General features: G+C 59.4%; 14 protein-coding genes. 3 read left to right on the top strand and 11 right to left on the bottom strand.

All coding sequences use genetic code 11. The features are described 5' to 3' along the window. Window position 1: 1 nt before the first annotated feature. From CLU95_RS20680 to CLU95_RS20655, 7 genes are all read right to left on the bottom strand, one after another. Entirely contained in the window at window positions 2-1,072 is a 1,071-nt protein-coding gene (locus tag CLU95_RS20680) for a glycosyltransferase family 4 protein (RefSeq protein ID WP_257214683.1), read from the bottom strand. Then, window positions 1,069-1,992: a glycosyltransferase family 2 protein gene (locus CLU95_RS20675; protein ID WP_099797408.1), complete on the bottom strand. Its 924-nt coding sequence runs from the start codon at window positions 1,990-1,992 to the stop codon at window positions 1,069-1,071. The genes CLU95_RS20680 and CLU95_RS20675 overlap by 4 nt, the downstream gene beginning before the upstream one ends. Beyond that, a complete protein-coding gene (locus tag CLU95_RS30710; protein ID WP_143606027.1) occupies window positions 1,989-3,236 on the bottom strand; it encodes a hypothetical protein in 1,248 nt (415 codons plus the stop codon). Before CLU95_RS30710 ends, CLU95_RS20675 begins: the two co-directional genes overlap by 4 nt. Before the next feature lie 5 nt (window positions 3,237-3,241). Continuing rightward, window positions 3,242-4,507 (bottom strand): oligosaccharide flippase family protein, encoded by a 1,266-nt coding sequence (locus CLU95_RS20670; protein ID WP_099795325.1) that lies wholly within the window; start codon window positions 4,505-4,507, stop codon window positions 3,242-3,244. A gap of 121 nt (window positions 4,508-4,628) precedes the next feature. Then, entirely contained in the window at window positions 4,629-5,690 is a 1,062-nt protein-coding gene (locus tag CLU95_RS20665) for an NAD-dependent epimerase/dehydratase family protein (protein WP_099795324.1), read from the bottom strand. A 16-nt stretch (window positions 5,691-5,706) separates the two neighbouring features. Next, window positions 5,707-6,990, bottom strand: coding sequence for a Vi polysaccharide biosynthesis UDP-N-acetylglucosamine C-6 dehydrogenase TviB (tviB, locus tag CLU95_RS20660; RefSeq protein WP_099797407.1), 1,284 nt, complete (start codon window positions 6,988-6,990; stop codon window positions 5,707-5,709). Between the two features lie 139 nt (window positions 6,991-7,129). Continuing rightward, window positions 7,130-8,203 (bottom strand): polysaccharide biosynthesis/export family protein, encoded by a 1,074-nt coding sequence (locus tag CLU95_RS20655; RefSeq protein ID WP_099795323.1) that lies wholly within the window; start codon window positions 8,201-8,203, stop codon window positions 7,130-7,132. Between the two features lie 757 nt (window positions 8,204-8,960). On the opposite strand from CLU95_RS20655, the gene mscL reads away from it, so the two are divergent. Continuing rightward, the gene (gene mscL, locus CLU95_RS20650) at window positions 8,961-9,395 is read left to right on the top strand and encodes a large conductance mechanosensitive channel protein MscL (protein ID WP_099795322.1); all 435 of its coding nucleotides are present in this window, start codon (window positions 8,961-8,963) and stop codon (window positions 9,393-9,395) included. An 18-nt stretch (window positions 9,396-9,413) separates the two neighbouring features. Here mscL and pdxA read toward each other — a convergent pair whose 3' ends face one another. Genes pdxA through CLU95_RS20635 form a run of 3 tightly spaced genes read right to left on the bottom strand, consistent with a single transcriptional unit; the run spans window position 9,414 to window position 12,573 of the window. Then, a complete protein-coding gene (gene pdxA / locus CLU95_RS20645) occupies window positions 9,414-10,454 on the bottom strand; it encodes a 4-hydroxythreonine-4-phosphate dehydrogenase PdxA (RefSeq protein ID WP_099795321.1) in 1,041 nt (346 codons plus the stop codon). After that, entirely contained in the window at window positions 10,451-11,224 is a 774-nt protein-coding gene (locus CLU95_RS20640) for a Nif3-like dinuclear metal center hexameric protein (protein WP_062473645.1), read from the bottom strand. Before CLU95_RS20640 ends, pdxA begins: the two co-directional genes overlap by 4 nt. Then, complete coding sequence (locus CLU95_RS20635; RefSeq protein ID WP_099797406.1) at window positions 11,221-12,573, bottom strand: MFS transporter; 1,353 nt, start codon at window positions 12,571-12,573, stop codon at window positions 11,221-11,223. Before CLU95_RS20635 ends, CLU95_RS20640 begins: the two co-directional genes overlap by 4 nt. 293 nt (window positions 12,574-12,866) lie before the next feature. On the opposite strand from CLU95_RS20635, the gene CLU95_RS20630 reads away from it, so the two are divergent. Then, window positions 12,867-14,027, top strand: a complete 1,161-nt coding sequence (locus tag CLU95_RS20630) for a S1C family serine protease (protein WP_099795320.1) — start codon at window positions 12,867-12,869, stop codon at window positions 14,025-14,027. Window positions 14,028-14,174: 147 nt separating this feature from the next. Here the strand turns inward: CLU95_RS20630 and CLU95_RS30705 are convergent, their stop codons facing one another. Beyond that, complete coding sequence (locus CLU95_RS30705; protein WP_180288651.1) at window positions 14,175-14,357, bottom strand: hypothetical protein; 183 nt, start codon at window positions 14,355-14,357, stop codon at window positions 14,175-14,177. Window positions 14,358-14,734: 377 nt separating this feature from the next. On the opposite strand from CLU95_RS30705, the gene CLU95_RS30700 reads away from it, so the two are divergent. Beyond that, on the top strand, window positions 14,735-16,552 hold the full coding sequence (locus CLU95_RS30700) for a hypothetical protein (protein ID WP_143606026.1): 1,818 nt from the start codon (window positions 14,735-14,737) through the stop codon (window positions 16,550-16,552). Window positions 16,553-16,787: the final 235 nt, after the last annotated feature.

The following is a 16,787-nucleotide window of genomic DNA, read 5'->3' as shown; positions in this document are numbered from 1 at the left end:
ACTATCTCCCTTGCGCAACGAGTTGAAGCAACTGGACCATTCTTGGTGCCGTCTTCTGAATGCAATACGAAGCTTCAACCTTCGCCCTGCCCGCTTGCCCCATACGCTCCCGGGCAGCTTGATCACTTAGTAAATGCTGCAGACGCGCCACCCAGTCGTCCGCAGTACCGGCCAGCCAGCCGTTCTCACCCTCCTTCACGATCTCGATATTGACACCGACAGGACTTGCCACCACTGGCAAGCCGCAAGCCATGTACTGAATCAACTTGTAGCCGCATTTGCCCCGCTCCCACGGTGAGTCAGATAGCGGCATCACCCCAACATCGCACTCTGCGATGGCCGCAACCTCGGATGCCTCTGTCCAGGGTATGCACTCCACCTCAACGCCTTTGATCTCCAGCTCGATTCCGATTACGCGCAGCTTGAACGGGATACGTTGCGCCAATGTTGCCAAGGGAGTTGCTAGTTCGCTCAAATATCGCGACGTCGAAGGGGACCCAATCCACACGACTGTTGGAACGCCCTCGGGCCTATTCGACCTGACCACATATCTGTCCAGATCGATCACCGTGGGAATCACTTCCACCCACGGTGCACCTGCATCTCGTGCACGCTGTGCCAGGTAGCCATTCCCGCCGACGACCAAGCGGGCCGTTGCCATCAGCTTGTCCAAACGCCGCCCAAAGCCTCTGCGGACCCAACTCCAGCGATGCAGATCGTAGTTGTGGAAAATGGCATCGTCATAGTCGAGCACATAAGCCGTGCCGCGCAACAAGACTCGCTCGAGGCAAACCGGCACCCACGGCAGTGCCTCTTTTTCGATCCAGACAACGTCGAATTCCTGCCGCCTCTGCATGGCCCGCAGGCGCGCTGTATAGGCTCGCATCAAGTCCGACGAGCGATAAGCACCACGCTGGTAGCGGTCACCCAATTGCTCATCCGACAACAAGGCTTGAGCAGTCACCTGAATCCCGGCACGCTCAAGCCAAGGGTGGTACTGCCAGGACCGCATACGAGAAGAGGCGCCAACGCGCCCGTACTTGGTCAGTGCCAAGACCTTGATCGGCTTCAACGGGTCACCCCCCTGAGGGCCCATTGAGGCAACCATCGCCACAAGAGGCCATAAGCAGTCCAGGTCTCTCGAAAACCCGTCCACGAACGACGGACCAAGGCCAAGACCGAACGGGAAATGGGCTCAAGGGCCAGCGTCACAAACAAGACCAAGGCAGCCCCTGGCCACGAGAAATGCTTGCACGCATACAACAGACGACTGCGCAACGAATAGAACAATCGCCGCGCCTTCACCTGCCGCGACGTTCCGCCTCCCGCATGAAAGGCTTGCACGTCGGCCAGATACACGCTGTGCCAACCAGAAAGATGAGCCCGACGGGAGAAATCCACATCCTCCAGATAAACAAAGAATCGCTCGTCGAATCCGTGTAACGCATCAAACAAACTGCGCCGAACCAGGAAGAAGGCCCCAATGACATGGTCTACATCCCGTACTTCCTCATGGCTCCATTCGGTCATGTGAACTCCCAGTGCGGGAAATACGCGATCCAAGCCAAGCGCGTGCGCGCTGAAGGCCGCAGCAGAAGGAAAGCGCGCGCAACTGCGCGCTACATGACCGGACTCATCCACTAGCTGTACGCCACAAATTCCCACTTGAGAATTAGCTGGATCAGCCATGAATTTCAATGCTCTCTGCAGCGAATTTTCACGCAGAGCCGCATCTGGATTTAGAAAAAGCAAATATTGTGCTTTGCTATTTCTCGCCCCCAAATTGCACGCCCGACCAAAGCCAAGATTTTCCCCTGCATGAATCAGCTTCACACCAGGAAAATCTTCAACAAATTTCCAGGAGTTGTCGGTGGAAGCATTATCCACCACAAAAATCTGAGAGGTCAATTCCCGCGCATGTCGATCAATAGATTCAACACAATCAATCAATTGATTCCCCGCATTCCAATTAACAACAACAACATCAATCATCGAAGCTGTCCTGCACTTTTCGGTGCACCAAGATTCATAAGCGCGAACGGAATAAAGAATACCCACATATAGTCAAACTTACTAAGATATGGATTTGTTGCATTAGCAATCAAAAAAGAGAAAAACCCACAAAGAACACAAAAGACAAAGTCTTTTCGACCAACGAAGTTTACTATCTTGATCAACCGGGAAACCATGAAGAGCACGCCTGCCGCGTAGATAGAAAATCCAATCAGGCCATACTGGAACGCAAAGGCAAGATAGGAAAGTTCATATGCCCAAGGTTGCTCTGTCGATCTAGAATAACTTGCAGCAGCACCTGCCCCTTCGCCAAAAAAAATGCTCTCTTGCAACCCTTGCAAAAGCGCATTGAACTGCAATCGTCGCTCCACATTACTCTCATTACCCTCAAAGTCAAAAATTGAAAGCAACTGAACTTGATAAAATTCAGCGCGATCAAATGACATAAAAAACCAATAAATAACAAACCCCAGAACGCACGACAAAATCAACGGACCAACAAATCTACTTACACCGGCACGCCTGCCGCTCTTCTTCTGGCTTCGCCACGTCAAAAAATAAGCCAAAATTGGCCCAAGAAAAACAGAAATCATTAGCGCACGCCTCCCAGACAAGACGCCGATAATGATTAATCCGACGGTCAACAATCCATCCAAAATCTTTCGATCCGAATAATTTGTCAGCACCGACGCAAGAAAAAAAGGAATCAAAAACAGGAGCGAGGAAACGTTTGGCAATGTGAATTTAAAATAATCACTCGCATCATCCACAACAGCAGCCTCATCAAATAGCCCCTGCATAAAATCAACAATCCACCCTCCACCGCCAAAAGTGGAATAATATATATATGAAAAATTCAATACAATCAAAAGAAGAGCCGACACCCTCATTGACCTAACCAGTCCATCCTGATCTCCATTTTTATAGCAAAATGCCAAAATTGGAAAAATTATCGGATAGACAAACATTACACTTAAAACGCGAACAGCCCCCGGATTGCCAACCGCCACCCCATACAAAGACCACAAAAGCCCTAGCAAGGGAAATGCTATCCAAAGAAGCTCAGATTCCCTTCGTATCGCGATGGGTTTCCGAAGCATCAAGTTTAGTGCAGAAAAAACGGCTGCAATCAAGAGCACGAGCTTCGCTTCAGAAAAGACCGTCGGGAAAACGATTGCGCTGACAAGAAGAAGGAAAACAGACGACTTAAAAATCTTTCGCATACTGTTTACCTATTTCTTGCCATCCAAGCAAGTGCAGCTGCGTCTACCGTCATCCGAATAACCCATGCCCATGCAGCTCCGAGCACCCCAACGCGATCAATCGCAATCATCAACAAAATCAAGAAAAAAGGCAATTCAAGCAGATGGATTTTTGCGGTGACAGAAGACTTTCCTTGCGCATGCAAAAGTGCATAAAACATTGAGCCTATCGCATTAGCCAAAACACCAATGCAAAGCACCTGCCCAATCAAGATTGACTCTGGATTCAAGCCGTCTTTGATCCACAACGGCAACAAAACAGGCAACAAGATTGCCAAAGTCAAGCAAACAAGAAACATCAATGCCGCGACTCGCGCCAACCATTTGTTGAAATAACCCCGCCACAAGGTTGGCTGCTCTTGAATAATCTTCGTTAAGCCCGGAAACATCACTGAGGACACGGCGCCAACCAAAATCAAACTTTGAACAACAACCTCGTAGGGCAGGACATACACAGAAACTGCGGCGGCCGACAACGTGGCTCCAATCACAAAGCGATCAGCCTGCACCAATATGGGACTGGCAATGCTGCTAATCGTTACCCATCCGCCAAATGAAAACAATGAACGTGCAATCGTGCTGGAGTATTTGGCTCGCCCCTGAACTTCCAATTCTTTTTGCATGCATCGAAGAGCGAGCCGGCGATAAGCAAACAAAGCCAGCAAACGACTAACGACCAGAGACGCCACCAACCAAGGCAGTTGTGTCGTAAAAAAAGAAATGGCATAGGGCCCGGCGAAATTCACAACACCCAGCGCAGCCCTCAGTAAACTAATTCCCCTGAAATTCAAAAAAGCCTCGTTCAAGCCACGATAAGTCGCGCTCATGGCCTGGGCCGGCAACGCTACGGCAAGCAGGAGCATGGCCACTAGAATTTCATGAGATGACGTAGCTTCCACACGAATCCAGCGATGCCCTCCCGCCAGGGCGATCACCGCAATCAGTACACCGCCGATGAGCCCGGTAACGAGCGTGATGCGTCCCGTCGTCATCAATACGTCGGGAATGCTCGCGTAGTTTTTTTCCCCTCGCAAACGGGCAACCATTTGCGTCAACGCACGCCCCAACCCCAAGTCCATGGCTCCGGCATAACCGATCAGACCCCAGGCCAGTGCCAACAAGCCAAAGCGCTCGTGCCCGAGCCTCGCGATAAGAGACGGAACGGTGAGCGCAGCCACCCCTAGCGGCAACGCCAGCCCCCCCAGGTTCCAGGTAATGTGGGAGAGGCGCATCAGTCAGGCAGGTTGGTCGTTTGCAATACCGCGGCCTGCTCCGTGGGCAAGTTGTTTCCAGAGGCGTGCTCGCCTCCCTGTGCCCCAAAGATGACACCAGCGCTGTCAATGACAAGGCGGCTCATACACCAAGGAGCTCCGCATGGGATGAGTACCATGCGACTGCACCGGGGATGCCTTCTGCCAAGGTATGACTGGGCTGGTAGCCCAGCAAGCGCGCCGCCTTGCTGATATCTGCTTGGCTGTGGCGCACATCACCTGCTCGAAAATCTTGGTACATCGGCTGGGCATCAGGCTTAACTCCGTGCTCAACCAACTCATCGCGAAGCAACGCAAAGAGCTCATTGAGTGTCGCTCGACCACCTACCGCAACGTTATAGATCTGATTTTTCGCCTCTAAGTTATCGGTGGTGGCTGCCAAGAGATTGGCTTGAATGGCGTTTTCGATATAACAAAAATCGCGACTCGTTTTTCCATCGCCATTGATGCGAACAACCTCACGCTTCAAAAGGGATGCCGTCCACTTCGGAATAACTGCCGCATAAGCCCCATTGGGACTCTGTCTTTTTCCAAACACATTGAAATACCTCAACCCAATGGCGTTAAACCCGTAACAACGCGCAAATACGTCCGCATACAGCTCATTCGCATACTTGGTCACGGCATATGGACTGAGTGGCTTGCCGATGGTGTCTTCAACCTTGGGCAACGCTGGATGATCCCCATAGGTGCTGCTGCTAGCGGCATAAGTAAAACTCGTGACTTTCGCATCACGCGCGGCCACAAGCATGTTGAGAAAGCCTGTGATGTTGACGCTATTGCTGGTGATAGGGTCAGCCATGCTGCGCGGAACACTACCCAAAGCGGCCTGATGGAGCACATAGTCCACCTCCACGCAGGCGCGCTGGCAGTCGTCCAAGCTACGGATGTCGCCCTGAATAAAGCGGAAGTTGGCCCACTGCGTCGGGCTAACCGAAGACTGCACTTCGTCGAGATTGTGCTGATAGCCTGTCGCAAAGTTATCTAGTCCAACGACACGCTGGTTCAGCTTGAGCAGGACTTCCAACAAGTTGCTGCCGATGAAGCCAGCTACTCCAGTTACGAGCCAAGTGTGCGGTTCACCTACGAGGCGGGACTTCAGTAAATCGAATGCGGAGGGTTGTTCTTGGGTGATATTGCTCATGCCAATGTCTTCAGATTTAGAGTCGACCGTCCGCTGCGCCCAAGGGCAAGATGCTCTTGACGTCAAACAGTACGGCGCCGGGTTGACCCAAGGCCTTGATGCCCGACTCGCCCAAGGCGACGAATTGCTGGTGACCAACAGCAAGAACGATGGCCGCGTACTCACCATCTACAGGCAGATCGGGCAAACATTGCAGGCCATATTCGTGCTCGGCCTCAACGGCATCAACCCATGGGTCAAACACGTCCACCTGGGTGTTGTAGCCTTGCAAGGTGCGCACGATATCCACCACCTTGGTGTTGCGCACGTCGGGGCAGTTTTCCTTGAAGGTCAGGCCCAGCACCAGCACCTTGCTGCCCAAAACCGGCACGTTCTTGCGCAGCATCAGCTTGATGACTTCGTCCGCGACATGGCTCGCCATGTTGTCGTTGATCCGGCGACCGGCCAGGATCACTTCCGGGTGGTAACCAACCTCGACCGCCTTGTGGGTGAGGTAATACGGATCCACGCCAATACAGTGCCCACCCACCAGTCCCGGACGAAAAGGCAGGAAGTTCCACTTGGTGCCGGCTGCCTGCAGCACTTCAAGCGTGTCGATGCCAAGCCTGTGAAAAATGAGGCTCAACTCGTTCATCAGCGCAATGTTCACATCACGCTGCGTGTTCTCGATCACCTTGGCAGCTTCGGCCACCTTGATGCTGCTGGCCTTGTGAGTGCCCGCGGTAATGATCTGACGGTACATCTGATCTACAGCCTCGGCGACTTCCGGCGTGCTGCCGCTGGTTACCTTCTTGATGCTGGGCAGGCGGTGCTCCTTGTCACCGGGGTTGATGCGCTCGGGGCTGTAACCGCAGAAAAAATCCACATTGAACTTCTTGCCGCTGAATTTCTCGAGAACCGGAACACACACCTCCTCGGTGGCGCCGGGATATACCGTCGACTCGAAAATCACAATGGCGCCTGCTCGCATCACCTTTCCAACGGTTTCGCTGGCCTTGATCAGTGGCGTCAAATCGGGACGGTTCGCGCTGTCGATCGGCGTGGGGACTGTCACGATGAATACAGTGCAATCGCGCAGATCATCGGCCTGTGAGGTGAATGCCAATTGGTTGGCCGCCGTCAACTCGTCAGCAGTCGTTTCAAGAGTGCGGTCGTGCCCCCGCTGCAAGTCTGCGATGCGTTTGGCATTGATGTCGAAGCCGATCACTTGTCGCTTCTTGCCGAACTCCACGGCAAGGGGAAGGCCCACGTAGCCGAGACCGATGATCGCGATAGGTTGAGTTGATTGAATGACTTGCATGTTGAAAGCACTGGAGACGAAAAATTGGCGACAGGCTCTGAGAAGAGTCATGTCGCCGCACCGCATTCGCGGCCGCTGATTTCAGAGCAACTTGGACCACGCCGTGAACTTCGAAAACTCGGCTTGGATCCAGACTCGATTAGCGATGCCTGCTGTAAACCTCGCTCGCGTTGTTGACCACCGTAGCGGATGGCAGGATCAAGCTGACCACGCGGTTCCACTTGACCAGTGGCACCGGATCGACGTACACGACGTCCTGCGACTGCAACCGGAACTGGCTTGCCAGTGCCATCGTTGCCGGGTTCTTGGCATTCAAATGAAAGATGGCCGGTGCGCCGGTCGCGCCTTGGCGAATCACGTAGATCTGGCCAGCGTTGGAGGTCGTTGTCATCGGTCCCCCGGCCTCACCCAACGCCTCGCTCAAGCTCAAGCGACCATTGCTGCGCATGGACAGGGCGACCGGCGCCATGATTTCGCCCATGACGAAGACCTTCGAGTCCTCCCGGTGCGCCACACGAATGGTGTCGCCGTTCTTCAGGGGAATGCCGTTCCCGTCGTAGCCCGCTTCGCGCAGTCGGGTCATGTCGATGGGAACCGAACGGCCATCGCGGATGAGGGTGACGGCCGACTGGTTGGCATTGGACGTCATCCCGCCAGCGCGGTTGATCGCCTCGCTCAACGTCATGGGCACGTCGGTGAAGATCTGCGAGCCCGGCGTGCGTACTTCGCCTTCCAAATAAGCACGCCGACTTCTGAAAGACTGAATACGCACCGTCACCTGCGGATCGCGAACATGCGGCCGCAGAAGCTTGCCAATCAGGTCGGAAGCATCGCCTTCGCTCAAGCCAGCCACGCGCACGCGGCCGATATATGGAAAGGCGATTTCGCCGTCTGCATCGACGATGAAGCCCGGTGCCACCTGCACGCCAGTCGGGTCAGCCGACTGCGAAATCACGGCACCCGCGTTGGGCAGCAGTTCAGGGTGGTCGTACACGATCACACCCACAACGTCGCCCGACCCGATGGTGTAGCGCGCGCCCTTGCCAAACAGCGCCTGCACCTCAGGCGGCACGCCCTTCGGCGACACCTCCGCCAACGTACGCACCAGCGCCAGTGAGATAGGCGTGATTTCGCCTTCAGGCGCTTCGTCGGGAAGGTAGCGGAACTGGGACGGCAACTCGCCGCCCGCTTCGTACGGCTCCACCGACCCCATACCGGGCACCACGGCACAGCCCTGGAGCAACACCGCGCCGGCAAGCGCTACCCACGCGAGGGCTTTCGCATCTCTTCTCAATTCAGGTCCCTTGAAAGTCAGTCAGTCAGTCGTATCAACAACAATGAAGCGGCGAAAGAACAATTCCCGGAGGCATGCGAGGCTCGCACATCCGTTCTGTTGTATCGCGCTTCTTTTTCAAACACTTGTGATCGCCACCACTACGCGGCACCATTTATGTAAAAATTTGAATAGCCATAGTCGCGCTGAAACTGGAATATTCAGGCGGCAAAGGTGCAGAATTCGTCGCTGGATCACGCAAGAACTCGGCGCATTCGGGACGAATGCGCTCTGACAAACAGAAGTCTTGAAGGTCGATTTCGCGCGGCCGCTCCCCACTGCTCCCCTCTCATCGTACCAGTGCAGTGCACTGTCAATGGGGCTGTGCCTGCGTTCCAGGATGCTTCCGGACGGGCTGTCCAAGGCCCTCGGGCCCTCTTTCCGAGCGTAAAACGCGACACGCCCGGCTGGTTCTACCCATCCCTCGAAATTGGAAACAAGACGTTCCAAAGCGCAGTCGGCAACAGTCAGCCACGGAAATTGGGTACCCTCCGCCCGCTCCAGGCGGGAGCCGCCGGCGGTCCTTCCTCAGTTGCGGCCCAGCATCACCCGGCGCGCCCGCCTGTCTTGCCGGCCAGCTTCCAGAGGCATACTGACAACCCTTTCAACTGCAGGTCTTCAGACCCCTTACTGAATCATGAGCATCCTCAGCGAATTCAAGGAGTTTGCCGTCAAGGGCAACGTCGTCGACCTCGCCGTCGGCGTGATCATCGGAGCGGCGTTCGGCAAGATCGTCGACTCGCTCGTGGCCGACATCATCATGCCGCTCGTGGGCTTGGTGTTCGGCAAGCTCGACTTCTCGAACCTCTACGTGACCTTGGGCACGGTGCCGCCGGGCGTGACGAACACGCTGGCGGAGCTGAAGAAAGCCGGCGTGCCCGTGCTGGCGTACGGCAACTTCATCACGATTGCTGTCAATTTCGTGATCCTCGCCTTCATCATCTTCATCATGGTCAAGCAGATCAACAAGCTGCGCAAGACCGAAGAGGCCGCTCCTGCAGCGCCGGCCGCCACGCCTGAAGACATCACGCTGCTGCGCGAGATCCGCGACAGCCTGAAGCAGCGCCCCTGAGCCTTTCTGGCCGCGCGCTCAGGCGCCGGCCAGCATTCGCGCCATGCGCAACGCCTCGACGAGGCTCGACGCATCGGCCACGCCCTGACCCGCAATGTCGAACGCGGTGCCGTGATCGGGGCTGGTCCGCACCAGCGGCAGCCCGAGCGTCACGTTCACGCCCTTCTCCACCCCGAGGTACTTGACCGGGATCAGGCCCTGGTCGTGGTACATCGCAATCACCACGTCGAACTCGCCGCTGGACGGCACGCCAGCCTTGGCGCGCGCGCGCATGAAGACGGTGTCGGGCGCATGGGGCCCGTGGGCGTCAATGCCCTCGGCGCGTGCAGCCTCGATGGCCGGCGCGATGATGGTGCGCTCTTCCGAACCGAACAGGCCGCCCTCGCCCGCATGCGGGTTGAGCCCAGCCACGCCGATGCGCGGCGGCCGGCCGAGAGCGTGGGTCAGCGCGCGATGGGTGATGCGCAGCGTGTCCAGCACGCTATCGAAGCGCACGGCCTCGATGGCATCGCGCAGCGACATGTGGATGCTCACGAGCACGGTGCGCAGCTCGTCGTTGGCCAGCATCATGCGCACGGGCACATCGGCCACGGTGCGGCCCAGGTGAGCGGCGGCCTCGGCCTGCAGCAGCTCGGTGTGGCCGGGGTACGGAAAGCCGGCCGCGGCCAGCGCTTCCTTGTGCAGCGGCGCGGTGACGAGGGCCGAGATCTCTCCGCGCAATGCGGCGCGCGCGGCCCACACCACGCAGTCGCCGGCCGCGCGGCCGGCCTCGGCGCTGATCCGCCCTTGTTCGATGCCTTGGGGCGGCGCGATCACCTGCAACACGGGGATGCAACCGGGCGGCACGGTGGCCGCTTCGGCGACGCTGGCGATCTCCACGACAGGCCACGCCAGCCGCCCCGACGCCGCGAGCGCCTGCGACGCACGGCGCAGCGTGCCGACGTCGCCGGCCACGAACGCACCGCGCACGGCGTCGGGCGCGTCGCGGAAGGCCTTGGCAATGATCTCGGGGCCGATGCCGGCCGGGTCGCCGAGCGTGATCGCGATCGGCGCCTTCATGCCGGGTTGTCGATGTCGATGAACTCGTGCTTCAGCCCGAGCTGCGCCGCCACATGGGCCGCCACGGCCTGCGCGCCGTAGCGCTCGGTGGCGTGGTGGCCACAAGCCAGGAAGGCCACGCCCAGCTCGCGCGCGTAGTGCGCCTGCGGCTCGGAAATCTCGCCGGTGATGAAGGCATCGGCGCCGGCCGCAATGGCGGCCTCGAAGTAGCCCTGGGCGCCGCCCGTACACCACGCGATGTTCTTGATCGGGCGGTGGGCCGTGTCGACCAGCGTGACGGGCCGTTTCAGCACCTTCTCGACATGGGTCGCCAGGGCCTTCGCGCTGGCGAAGTTCTCGCCGTTTTCGCGCGCGCCCAGGAAGCCCAGTTCCTGTTCGCCGAAGCGCCCCGCCGACCCCGGATGCGCCACGAGCCCCAGTTGCAGGCCGAGCTGTGCGTTGTTGCCCAGCTCAGGGTGCGCGTCGAGCGGCAGGTGGTAGGCGAACAGGTTGACGTCGTCGCCCAGCAGCAGGCCCAGACGCTGCTTCATCCAACCGGTGACGCAGCCGTCCTGGCCGCGCCAGAACAGGCCGTGGTGGACGAAGATGGCATCGGCCTCGGCGTGGATCGCGGCCTCGATCAGCGCGCGGCTGGCGGTCACGCCCGAGACGATCTTGCGGACCACGGTGCGCCCTTCGACCTGCAGGCCGTTGGGTCCGTAATCCTTGAAGCGCCCGGGGGCCAGCAGCAGGTCGAATGCGTGAAGCAGTTCGTGGCGTGTGGTGCTCATCGCGACATTGTCGCGCTCCCTGCGGCCGGCGCGCCATCACGCATCGGGTGGCCGCGCGCGGCCAGGGGCCACAGGGCCAGCAGGAAGCCCAGCGCCGCCAGCGCGGCGACGTAGTGCGCAGGCGCCATGGGGTCGTGCTGCAGCCAGAGCGTAAGAATCACCGGCGTCAGGCCGCCGAAGACGGCATAGGACATGTTGTAGGCGAACGAAAGCCCCGTGAAGCGCACCGGCGCCGGAAACGCCCGCACGCCCGCGATCGGCACCGTGGCGATGGTGCCCACGAACAGGCCGACCAGCCCGTAGTGCCAGAACAGCGTGGCCGGCGTGCCGGGCAGCCCGGTGTAGAACAAATAGGCGGTGGCAAAGAGGCCGCCCCAGCCGATCAGCATCACGGCGCGCGTGCCGATGCGGTCGCTGGCCCAGCCGACGATCACGCAGCCGATGGTCAGGGTCAGCGTGGCGAGCGCATTGGCTTCGAGCGCCAGCGCGGCCGGAATGTGGTGCACCTTCTGCAGGTAGGTGGGCGTGTACAGCACCACCACGACGATGGCCGCCGACAGCACCCAGGTCTGCAGCCCCACGTACACGCTTGCCAGGCGGTGCTCGCGCAGAACGGTGCGCAGCGGCAGCTCGCGGGCGACCGTCTTGCGGCCCGCCAGCTCCTTGAAAACCGGCGTCTCGTGCAAAAAGCGCCGCAGGTAGACCGAGAACAGCCCGAACACGCCGCCCAGGATGAAGGGAATACGCCAGGCGAAGTCGTGCACCTGCTCGGGCCCGTAGTAGCGGTTGATGGCCACGGCCACCAGCGAGCCCAGCAGGATGCCGCCGGTGATGCCCGAGGTCAGCGTGCCGATGCCGAAGCCGTAGCGCCGCGCCGGCACGTGCTCGCCGACGAACACCCAGGCACCGGGCATCTCGCCGCCGATGGCCGCACCTTGAAGCACGCGCATCGCCAGCAGCAGCAGGGGCGCCGCGACGCCGATGCTCGCGTAGGTGGGCAAGAGGCCGATCACCAGCGTGGGCGCCGCCATCAGGAAGATCGACAGCGTGAACATGCGCTTGCGCCCCAGCAGGTCGCCAAAGTGCGCGATGACGATGCCGCCCACGGGCCGCGCGAGGTAGCCCGCGGCAAAGATGCCGAAGGTCTGCAGCTGGCGCAGCCAGTCGGGCATGTCGGCGGGGAAGAACAGCGCGCCCAGCACGGTCGCGAAGAAGACGTAGATGACGAAATCGTAGAACTCGAGCGTGCCGCCGAGTGCGGACAGGGCCAGGGTCTTGTAGTCGCGCGCGTCGAGCGTGCGCGCCGGAGCTGGCGCGGCGCCGTCCGTGGGGGTAGCTTCTGAGGTCATGAAAGGCAAGGGCATCGTGGCCGCTCGCCTGCCTTGGAACCGGATAGGGGCAGTGGGGGCGCGCCGACGAAAGAATCGCCTGGCCGCGTCCGCCGGGTGGGCGGCGCGGGAGGCCTGAAGGGGCCGGTCCGGGTCGGATCGACGCGTCGATGTTAAGGGTTAACCCGCATTCACAGCCCCATACCCTTTCAATCTCGACCCTGCTGCGCGGTCTATGGCGCCGGCGGGTTGAGGGACAATTGCAACCGGCGCCCTCTTTCAGCGCTTTTCCAACGCTCTTCCATCAAGCTTTCATGAAACGCACCTGGCTGCTCTTTGCCCAAGCCGTGACCGTCCTGCTGGCGGCCTATTTCGTCGTCGCGACGCTCAAGCCTGAATGGATCCACAAGCGCTCGACCTCGCTGGGCGGCGTGGTGTCGATCGTCGAGGCGCCCAGCGGCACGCCGGCTGTGCCCGCGCCCGGCAGCCTGAGCGCGGCGGCCAAGAAGGCCTCGCCGGCGGTCGTGAGCATCAACACGAGCAAGGCCGCGCAGCGCCACCCGCGCAGCAACGACCCGTGGTTCCGCTTCTTCTTCGGCGACCAGGCCGACCAGCCCCAGGTGGGCCTGGGCAGCGGCGTCATCGTGAGCCCCGACGGCTACATCCTCACCAACAACCACGTGGTCGAGGGCGCCGACGAAATCGAGGTCACCCTGAACGACAGCCGCCATGCGCGCGGCAAGGTGATCGGCACCGACCCCGACACCGACCTGGCCGTGCTCAAGATCGAGCTCGACAAGCTGCCCGTGATCGTGCTGGGCAACTCCGACGAGCTGCTGGTGGGCGACCAGGTGCTGGCCATCGGCAACCCCTTCGGCGTCGGCCAGACCGTGACGAGCGGCATCGTCTCGGCGCTGGGCCGCAACCAGCTGGGCATCAACCAGTTCGAGAACTTCATCCAGACCGACGCGGCCATCAACCCCGGCAACTCGGGCGGCGCGCTGATCGACGTCAACGGCAACCTGCAGGGCATCAACACCGCCATCTACTCGCGCTCGGGCGGCAGCATGGGCATCGGCTTCGCCATTCCGGTGTCGATGGCCAAGATCGTGCTCGAGGGCATCGTGAAGGAAGGCCAGGTGCGCCGCGGCTGGATCGGCGTCGAGCCGAGCGACCTGTCGCCCGAGCTGGCCGAGACCTTCGGCGTGAAGGCCGACGCGGGCGTGATCATCACCGGCGTGCTGCAGAACGGCCCCGCCGCCAAGGCCGGCATCCGCCCGGGCGACGTGATCACCTCGGTAGGCGAAAAGAAGACCGACAGCGTGCAGGCCCTGCTGACCGCCGTGGCCGGCCTGAAGCCAGGCGACACCTCACGCTTCGCGCTGCAGCGCGGCACCGACAAGATGGAATTGGACGTGACGCCGGGGCTGCGACCGAAGAGCCCGATCCGGCAGCAGTTGCCTAACAACGAGTAGACGAGACAACCCGAAAGCGGCTTCGGCAGTCTGTGCTGAGTCCGCCAGATATGCCCTCCGGCCGTTGGTCCGAAGGGCAATTTTCTTTTCACAACGACTCCACCGCAGCCGAACTTCGCAGGGCTACGCCGCAGCCAAGTGGGGCAGTCAAGACAGCAGGATCACTCGATCCAGCTCAAACTCCGCCTTGAGCAGCCCCTTGTCAAACTCGCCACCAGTTCTACACTGGTGCTCGGCACTCACAGTCTGGCCGACACGAAATTCCTCGTTATCGATCTCGACCGTGATGCGGACAGTCGCATCTTCGAAGGTACCGTATGCGAGGCTCACTGAACAAGGCCGGGCGTCCATCGCGTATTTCGTGCAGCTCGCGGAGCGCTACGGTGAGCCGAACACCTACATCTACGACGACTCCCGCCCGACGGGCTGCAACAACGACTGCAACTCGCAGCTGTATGGCGAGGTCGACGCGGTTCGTGTGGGCCGTCGTTTTCAACCACTGTGCTGCGAACCCTCGGCCTGCGACCTGCAGCGAACACTGCAACGTGGTGCCACAGATCTACAAGCCGTCGCTGGCTGAGCGTCCCATCCGAGAGCGCAAGCCGGCGCACACGAATGTGATTTTTGCTTACCCTGAGACGTCTACCGAAGTGCTTGATGCGCTGCGACAGTTCGCTTTGGTTCACACCCTTGTTTTGGGAGCATGAATGCCTGATCCGATTCGACCTGAAGATCTCACTGCTGTGAAGCAGGACGTCGATCACGTTGTGGAACTTGCAACATCAACAGCGCTGACTGCAATCGACCGTCGAGGAATCATCAAGAAGACGTGGGCGGGCTTGTTAGCGTACTGGCAGGGCAGCGGGGCACTGATGCCCCCAAAATTGGCGACAGCCGGTCTGTTGGCGATCGGCGGATTCAGCCCTGTAGAGGCGCAGAAGATTTTGGACAGCACGCTGCCGCTCCTGGACTATGCCGCCTTGCGTGCGTATACGGGACGCGCGAAAGGCGTGCGCATCACGCAGCTCGGGATTGCGGGAGCATTCCAACGCAACGACGCGGACGCTACCTCAGGAAGCGACGGCGCAACGTCAATCGTTGACGCACTTGGAAGACGCTGGACGCGCGACTTCACCGGTCCAGCCGACGTGAAGTGGTGGGGAGCCAAAGGTGACGGTACGACCGACGACTCAGCATCGCTGCAAGCGGCCATCGATGCCAACAAGAGCAAGAAGCTGCTGATTTCCGCAGGCCGCTTCCTGCATGCAGGGGTCCTATTGGACGGCGACAGCTATGACGGAACGTCGATCATTTGTGAGGGTGAGTTGCTGCTCAGGCAGCGGCCAAACGCCAGCACGACCAATTTTCAGGGCAACTGGGTCGGATTGGTCCTAAGGGGGGTCAGTCGAGTCGCAGTCGAATATCGCGGCGACGGCAACCGGGCTGTACAGCCTACAGAAGAGCATTGCCACCTCGTTTGCATTGCAGGTGGATCGCTGCTTAGCTTCCCAACGTTCGTGGGGCGCGAGGTGCGTGGTGATGGCATTTACATCGGTCAACTGGACTACAGCAGTAGCTCGGAAATTCCAAGCGACCTGACTTTCGGAAAGTTCAGTGTCATCAACAGCGCAGATGATGGGCGCAATGCTATGAGCATCATCAGCGCTCGCCGCGTATCTGTAGACAACTTCACGTCCCTTCGCGTGGGTGGCTTGATCGGATCTGTAACCGAACCTGGGGGTTTTGATATCGAGCCGAATCATGATTTCCAGACGGTTGAGTCGGTGCATATTGGCAATGCCGTCATTGACACAGCAGGAAACTTCGGCTTCCAAGTTCTCGGCAAGTCCAAGAGTACCTTGGGAGGCAATGTGAGTGACGTGACGGTCGAAACTGTCAGCATCACCTCGCGTGGCACCCCGAACTCGGTGACACCCCTCTCGTTCCGCAATTGCACGAACGTCGTCGCATCTGGCTCAGTACGGTTCGCCGGCCCTGTGCAGGCCGCACACGTTGGCTTGCTGCTGGACAACCTCCGGAACGCAAAGATCGCTGTCAAGACCGTCGGCGGGGCCTTAGGCGTCCGCATTGCGTACTCACATCAAGTCACGGAGCTCACTTTGGATGCAGATTGCCGTGGCTACTCGATCGCCGCTGTGCAGAGCGTCTATGTAACGCGTTCGAAGATCAGTGTGCGCGCTGCTGGCAGTGGCGTTGGTACGTACGCCCTCTACACGAGGGCCATGTCACGGGCCGGGATATCCCAATCCGACGTGGATTACACAATCCGAGCCCCCCAAACCGACACATCCGGCGCGACGGTCGGTTGCTACAACGAGATCAAGGACCCGATCAGTTTCAGCAATGTGCGATTCGTCGGCGGATCGTTAACAGGCTACTCGTCGCAAAACAACGCGATGCGAGGTTTCGGGGCGGGTGTGCAGAAGGTAAATGTGCAAGGTGTTTCATACGCACCTCCGGCCCCAACTGACCATGTCTCGATTTCACTGACAGCAAGAAATTGATAGCTTCCGGAGTACGGAGAAACGAAATGAGAGATGGCAATGTGCCCAACCGGCAATACACGGATGAGTCCGGTTTGAAGCGATCAAGCTGTCGGATTCGGTATGCGGCCATGAGGCTGTGCGAAGGCTAGAAATCTCGCTTCAGCGACGTTGAGCAACTGGTCGCGCAAACGCACGCCGGTGGACGTGATGCCTGCGCCCGAGGCCTCTGCGCAACCACTTCGTCCGCCGGACC

This window comes from Variovorax sp. 54, from assembly GCF_002754375.1.
Classification (GTDB): Bacteria; Pseudomonadota; Gammaproteobacteria; order Burkholderiales; family Burkholderiaceae_C; genus Variovorax.
Note: the sequence above shows the minus strand (reverse complement) of the source record. Positions and strands in the feature narration are given on the sequence as shown.